The sequence below is a fragment of the Clostridium thailandense genome, assembly GCF_019207025.1.
GTDB lineage: Bacteria > Bacillota > Clostridia > Clostridiales > Clostridiaceae > Clostridium_AM > Clostridium_AM thailandense.
The window spans coordinates 23,365-30,368 of record NZ_JAEEGC010000125.1 but is presented as its reverse complement, the minus strand read 5'-3'; the positions used below and the strand labels follow the sequence as shown (position 1 = coordinate 30,368).

Sequence of the window (7,004 nt, the reverse complement as noted above, 5' to 3'; positions counted from 1 at the left end):
ACCTAGTTTTTTTATTAATTAACGAATATCTATTTTTCTTTTATTCATAATTACTTTTTCTAGTTTTGGTAAAGTAATTTTTAAGACACCATCTTTAAAAGAAGCATCTATTTTTTCTTCATTTACATTATCAATATAAAATCTTCTACTAAATTGTCCATAACTTCTTTCGCGTCTTACATAGTTATTATCTTTATTTTCTATTGTTTCTTCTCTTTTAGCACTAACAGTCAGGTAATTATTTTCATATTGAATATCGATAGCTTCTTTATTAATTCCAGGTAAATCTGCTTCTACCATGTATTCATTCTCCGTTTCTTTTAAATCTACTCTAAAGCTATTTCCAAAGTGGGTCATTGGAGCAAAGAAATCATCATTGAAGAAGTTATCAAAAAGCTGATTAAAATAATCACCTCTTTTTGCTATGGAATTATTGTTTTTTCTGAAAGGAACCATGTCAAACATTAATAAAACCTCCTCTATAATCTTTAATTTTCTTTAATGAACTCCTTTAATTTTAGTATATATTTTTTACTGTCTTTATGTTTATATAATACAACAAAGGTCAAAGAAAGTCAAAGTATAAAAATGAGAAAAATCAAAAGAATTTCAAAGATAATAAAAGAGATCTTTATTAAATTTATTTTAAACAAAAAAAATAAAAATAAATTAGGATTTTCATAGAATTTTATCAATTGATCTTATTAATACTATAAAAAAACAAATTTATTTCTTGACAATTTTGGTTTACAAACGTAGACTGAAATTGTAGATCTACATTTGTAAACTTAAATTGGAGGAATGAACATGAAAGAAGTACCAAAAATCTCAGCAGCTGAGTGGGAAGTTATGAAGCTTCTTTGGAAGGAAAATCCTTTAACATCTGAAAAAATAATCAATTCACTTACAAGTAAAATGGAGTGGTCAACGCAAACGGTAAAAACCTTTATAACCAGGCTTGTAAAAAAAGAAGTAATAGGATTTGAAAAAGTAGGCAGAACCTATAATTATTATCCATTGATATCTGAAGATGAATGCATAAAAGCTGAAAATCAATCGTTTCTTCAAAAAGTATATGATGGAGCTGTGAGTATGCTTTTTACCAAATTTTTAGAAGAAGAATCACTGTCAGAGAAGGAAATTGAAGAATTAGAACAGCTTCTTAAAAATAAGAAGAAGGAAAAGTAAAATTAGTTTTCAGGTATAAATGGGGGATATTGAACATGGATATTTTAATAAGAAGCTTTTTATGGGTTTTACATGCATCTGTAACAGCAAGTATTACAGCATTATTAATAATTTTAGTTTTAAAATTGTTTAATAATCATATTGGTGTAAGATTCCAGCATGCTTTATGGATTATAGTTGTTATAAAATTAATAATGCCTTTGCAATTTGAAAGTAATTTAAGTGCATTTAATTTACTACATGAAAACCATAAAAGTAGTTTAGATATTGAAAAGCAAAGTACAATAAAAAACATGACTTACGCTACATCTGATTTTTTGAGGGAAGGAAAGTACTATTGGAATTACAGAGATAAAAACAAAGTACTTTCAGTAGATGCATCTCCAGAAAAAACCAATTATATCAAAGGGAAGGTAATAAAAGAAGATGTAGCTACTTATATTTTGAGTATAGTTTCTTGTGTATGGGCATTTGGAATTTTGGCATCTGTTGTATTTTTATTAATATTTAAACAAAGATTTAAAAGAAAAACCTTGAATTTAGAAGAACTTGAAGATCAATCTGTTATAAAGTTATTAGATGAGTGTAAAAGAGAGGTAAATATAAATAAAGATATGGCAGTTTATATTTCCGATGGTTTTAAAAGTCCATGCATATCAGGAATTGTTAAGCCTAAAATTTATATACCACAATGTGTATGTAGTATAGATAAGCATAAGTATTTATATCATGTACTTCTACACGAGTTAACTCATTATAAAAGAAAAGATCTCGTCTATAATTCTCTTGCTGTAATTGCTGTTATACTTCACTGGTTCAATCCCATTGTATGGTTTTGTATGAAGAAAATGAAGCTTCAAAGAGAGTGTGCATGCGATGCTTATGTACTTGAAATTATTGGAGAAGAAAAGGCGGAAGACTATGGAATGACCTTAATCAATTTTTCAAAGTTAATTTCAAGTAATAATAAAGCACTACAATTGGCAGTTTTCTTTGAGACAAAAAATCAAATTAGGAGGAGAATAGAAATGATAAAAAACTTTAAAAAGGGTTCCTATAAAATGTCGGTAACTGCAGTAGCATGCTGTATTGTATAGCGGTATCAGGGGTAGTACTTACAAATGCAGTAAATGCTAAAAGTATGAAAGCAGATAGTATTATTGCAGTTTCTAGTAATAATGACGCAGTAAAAAAGCAGGAGAGTAAGTTTATAATTGATTCAACACTTAAAAGTTATCATGATATGAAAAAAGTTCAAGAGGTTATAGAATTTAAATTCAAGGTGCCGGATTTTCTTCCAGAAGGCTATACTCCAACAGATGGTTTTGAGGTAATAAAGGCTTCCGATAAAGATAATGTCTTTAAAACATTTTTTGATTTTAGGAAAGGTGGAAAAGTTAGTAGTTCATTTGAATTTTATGTTTCAAAAGTAAATATAGAAGAATTTTTAAAGCAAGATGCAGAGAATAGAAATAAACAGATACAGGATCCAGAAAATCCAAATGGAAGTAAAGATGATAAGTCTGGAAAAGTTGCAACTTCAATTAAATACACTGAAGCTTTAAAAAATGTTAATTACTCTGTAGAAAGAGAGGTTTCAACAGAACTTGCAACTTTAGTGATATATGATAAAGAGGACTTAAATAAAGCTAAAGAACTCTTAGGTTTTGATCCAAAGCTGCCATTAACTATAAATAACGATATAAAAATAAATGATTCTGCAGTAGGTATTTCTGGAGATTCTGATATAGAAAATAAAAAGATTAATTATGAATTAAACACATTCTATAGCTTAAAAGGCGTACATTTAACATTTACACAAGGAAAAAGTTTACCTGATTATGAAAGTATAAAGAAAAATGGATATATAGAAATTGACCAAAAAGAGATTAAAGTTCAGAATTTAAAAATTGGTGATAAGGAAGTCTTTAAATATGAAGATTCCTTCGAATCTGAACCAAATAAACAATCAAAAGATGAACACTATATTTGGAAAGAAGATGGATTCTATTGTAGAGTTTCAATATTTGGACAAGTAACAAATCCAGATGAAATAATTAAGGGATTTGTTGATTCAAAACCAATAGATTAAATTACTATAAAAAGTAAGATTAAGTTATTATAGGTTAAGTTGGGAGATATCAAATATGGATATTTTAGTAAAAAGCTTTCTGTGGGTTTTACATGCATCTATAACAGCAAGTATTGCAGCATTATTAATGACTTTAATTCTGAGATTATTTAAAAAGCATATTGGAGTGAGATTTCAATATGCTTTATGGATAATAATTTTCATAAGGCTAGTAATGCCAATAGAATTTCAAAGTAATTTAAGTTTGCTTAACTTAGTGCAGCAGAAATATCAGAGCAGTTCAGATATTCAAGATAAGAGTGTAGTGAAAAACATGACATATGCTACATCTAATTTTTTAAGAGAAGGAAAAAATTCTTGGAAGTATCCAGTAAGAAATCAACTTACCGCAGTGGGAGAGTCTTCAAAAAAAGATAACTATAAAGAAGAGAATATAAAAAAAGGAGACATAACTACCAATATTTTAACTATAGCTTCTTGCATATGGTTGCTTGGAGTGTTTACTATAGCCGTGCTTCTATTTATTACTGAGCATAAACTTAAAAGAAAAATTTTAAATTTAGCAGAACTTAAGGATTTAAAGGTGATACAGTTACTAGACGAGTGCAAAAAGAAAATGAATATTAATAAACATATACCTGTTTATGTTTGTGATAGTTTTAAAAGTCCATGTATACAAGGCGTTGTTAAACCTAAAATTTATCTTCCTCAACTTATGTATAGTACAAATGAATACAAACAATTACAATATGTACTTTTGCATGAGCTAGTTCATTACAAAAGAAAGGATTTACTTTGTAATCTTATAACTGTATTTGCGGTTATATTACATTGGTTCAATCCTATTGTATGGTTTTGTATAAAGGAAATGAGGATTCAAAGGGAATGTGTATGTGATGCATATGTACTTGAAATTATTGGAGAAGAACAATCTGAGGAATACGGAATGGCATTAATTAATTTTCTAAGATTGATTTCAAATAATATCAGAGTCCCACAATTAGCAGTTTTCTTTGAAACAAAAGATCAAATTAAAAGGAGGATAAAGATGATAAAGAATTTTAGAAAAGGTTCATACAAAATGTCAGCTGCCGCAATAGCATGTTGCATAGTAGTTTCTGGTGTTGTACTTACTAATGCTGTAAATGCTAAAAATATTAAAGCAGATAACGTTGCTGCAGTAGTTAGCAACAATAACTTGGCAAAAAAACAGGAAAGTAAGTTTATTGTTGATTCTCAAGTAAAATCATATCTTAGTTTAAAGATGGCAGAGGAAAGTGTAGGGTTTAAGCTCAAAGTACCAGATTTTCTTCCCAAAGATTATATGGTTGGTATGGATTTTTCAGTTATAAAGGTTTCGGATGAAGATAACGTTTTCGATGTGGATTTTTTTAGCATGGTAAATCAAGGAGAAAACAATAAATCATTTAAATTCCAAGTTTCAAAGGAAAATATGGAACAAGTTTTAAAAAAAGAAATGGAACAAAACAATAAAGATAGAGATGGGAAAAAGTGCGAAATAACCAAAGAATCAATGAATTTAGCAGGAATAAATGGATTCAATATAACTATAAAAAGCACATTTTCTAATGGGTATCAGGAAACAAGCAAGTTTTTTGCGTGGCAAGATGAAGGATTATGGTATGGTATAGAATATAAGGAAGATTTACAAGATAGCAAAGGTGCTACAAGTCCTATGAATATTTCTACAGATGATGTAGCAAAAGTTGTATCCTCAATACAATACGTTCAAGATATAAAAAATGTAAAGTATTCTATAGATATACCTAGTGGTGGATTTGATATTTATGATAAGAATGATCTGAAAATAGCTAAGGAACGTTTAGGATTTAATCCTAAGGTACTATTAAAAGTTAATGAATCTATAAATATAGAACATTTATCAGCAGTAACTTTAGAAGGTTCTGATACTGTAAACAAAGAGGACAAACATGAAATTGGTGCAATCTATAATTACAGTAATGGTTGCTTTATAACATTTATACAAGCTAAAAACTTAAAAGATTATGAAGACATAAATAAAGATGGGTATACTGAATTTAAAGATAACAATGATAAAATCAGGCAAGCAAAAGTGCAGGAATTAAAGATTAATAACAAAGAAGTTTTTAAATATGAATATTCTCATGAAGAAGCAAAAAATGAACCAATAAAATCACAAAATTATGTTTGGAAAGAAGATGGATTTTATTGTAAGGTTTCAATAGACACATATGATGGAAAAGCACTTGCAAACTCAGATGAATTAGTTAAGGAATTTATTAATTCAAAGCCAATGGATTAGCCTATAGAGAAAGAGGGTAGAGGACAATTGACAGAGGACAGTGAAGGAGGATTTTTCGCAGCTAACACTACGAAAAAACTTTAATTTGAAAGAAACTCCTGATATCTTGTTTCGCAGGATTACTCTTTGCTTAAGCGATGTTTTGCATTAGCAAAACAAGCCTAAAAAAATAAATTAGTTTTCTGACGTGAGGAAGAAAACTCACCTTCACTGTCCTATGTCCTCTGTCAATTGTCCTCTAAAAATATATTTATATACTCCCAATATTACCAACAGCCCCAATAGTGTAAGTTAATGTCGGCCATAGATATCTATAAAAGTGCATCCCCTTAAAACTTATTTTAAGCCATGTATGTTTTTTATTCCAAGACCTGGTTCGTTAGACAAGCTTATTTTATTATCCTGAAAAACAACTCCACCATCCACAGGATCTTCGCTACACAGTATAGGTCCATCTAAATCTATTTTAGTTATAACACTCTTAGCTGCAGCCAAATGAACTGCTGCAGTAACGCTAACCTTAGCTTCAAGCATACATCCTATCATACACTCTACGCCATATATTTCTGCTATAGAGCATATTTTTAAGGCATTATGTAGTCCACCAGTTTTCATAAGTTTAATGTTAACAAGATCTGCAGCTCTCATTTGCATTATCTTAAGTGCATCTGCTGGAGAGAAGACACTTTCATCTGCCATTACAGGAATATGAACATTGTCTGTTACAAATTTTAAACTTTCAATGTCGTGGGCTTCTACTGGTTGTTCTACGAATTCTATATTTAGCCCTGCATCCTCCATTTTTCTTAAAGTATAAACTGCTTCCTTAGGTTTCCAGCCCTGATTAGCATCTATTCTAAGATCCACATCATATCCTACTGCTTCTCTTATGGCTTTCATTCTTTTAATATCCATGTCGGAGTCTACGCCAACTTTTATCTTTAAGGTTTTATAACCATGTTTTATGGCATCTATGCTATCTATTGCCATTTCCTCAGGAGAGTTAACGCTTATGGTTATATCAGTTATAATTTCTTTTCTATAGCCACCTAAAAGTTTATATAAAGGAGCTTTGTATAACTGTCCATATAGATCATATAAAGCTATGTCTATTGCGGCCTTAGCACTAGTATTTTTTACTATAGATTTATCAAGTTTAAGCATTAATTCTTCAAAATTTTCAATGTCCATACCAATTATTGTCTTTTTTATGCTATCTTCAATAGCGCATATTATAGAACCTTTTGTATCTCCAGTTATAACTGCTGTTGGAGGTGCTTCACCGTAGCCTGTATTACCGGTATCAGTAATTATTTTAACTATTACGTCTTCTACGCTGTTTACAGTCCTAAGAGCGGTTTTAAAGGGCCTAACAAGTGGTACAGATATATGTCCAATTTGTACGTCTTTTATTCGCAT

General features: G+C 29.6%; 6 protein-coding genes. 4 read left to right on the top strand and 2 right to left on the bottom strand.

The features are described from left to right. Positions 1-18: 18 nt before the first annotated feature. Positions 19-465 carry a heat shock protein Hsp18 gene (hsp18, locus tag I6U48_RS21620; protein WP_218322561.1) on the bottom strand — a complete coding sequence of 149 codons (447 nt, stop codon included), beginning with the start codon at positions 463-465 and terminating at the stop codon, positions 19-21. 342 nt (positions 466-807) lie between these two features. On the opposite strand from hsp18, the gene I6U48_RS21615 reads away from it, so the two are divergent. The 4 genes from I6U48_RS21615 to I6U48_RS21605 are packed head-to-tail and all read left to right on the top strand — an operon-like array spanning position 808 to position 5,585. Continuing rightward, entirely contained in the window at positions 808-1,188 is a 381-nt protein-coding gene (locus I6U48_RS21615; protein WP_218322560.1) for a BlaI/MecI/CopY family transcriptional regulator, read from the top strand. Between the two features lie 35 nt (positions 1,189-1,223). Continuing rightward, positions 1,224-2,285 (top strand): M56 family metallopeptidase, encoded by a 1,062-nt coding sequence (locus tag I6U48_RS29830; RefSeq protein ID WP_246615492.1) that lies wholly within the window; start codon positions 1,224-1,226, stop codon positions 2,283-2,285. Then, positions 2,270-3,280, top strand: coding sequence for a hypothetical protein (locus I6U48_RS29825; RefSeq protein WP_246615491.1), 1,011 nt, complete (start codon positions 2,270-2,272; stop codon positions 3,278-3,280). Before I6U48_RS29830 ends, I6U48_RS29825 begins: the two co-directional genes overlap by 16 nt. 55 nt (positions 3,281-3,335) lie before the next feature. Next, on the top strand, positions 3,336-5,585 hold the full coding sequence (locus I6U48_RS21605) for a M56 family metallopeptidase (RefSeq protein WP_218322559.1): 2,250 nt from the start codon (positions 3,336-3,338) through the stop codon (positions 5,583-5,585). A gap of 336 nt (positions 5,586-5,921) precedes the next feature. On the opposite strand, the gene I6U48_RS21600 is transcribed toward I6U48_RS21605, so the two are convergent. After that, entirely contained in the window at positions 5,922-7,004 is a 1,083-nt protein-coding gene (locus tag I6U48_RS21600) for a dipeptide epimerase (protein ID WP_218322558.1), read from the bottom strand.

Bases quoted from the DNA above. Each gene is read 5' to 3' on its own strand.
- hsp18 (WP_218322561.1), bottom strand. From the start codon at position 465: ATGTTTGACATGGTTCCTTTCAGAAAAAACAATAATTCCATAGCAAAA.
- I6U48_RS21615 (WP_218322560.1), top strand. From the start codon at position 808: ATGAAAGAAGTACCAAAAATCTCAGCAGCTGAGTGGGAAGTTATGAAG.
- I6U48_RS29830 (WP_246615492.1), top strand. From the start codon at position 1,224: ATGGATATTTTAATAAGAAGCTTTTTATGGGTTTTACATGCATCTGTA.
- I6U48_RS29825 (WP_246615491.1), top strand. From the start codon at position 2,270: ATGCTGTATTGTATAGCGGTATCAGGGGTAGTACTTACAAATGCAGTA.
- I6U48_RS21605 (WP_218322559.1), top strand. From the start codon at position 3,336: ATGGATATTTTAGTAAAAAGCTTTCTGTGGGTTTTACATGCATCTATA.
- I6U48_RS21600 (WP_218322558.1), bottom strand. From the start codon at position 7,004: ATGCGAATAAAAGACGTACAAATTGGACATATATCTGTACCACTTGTT.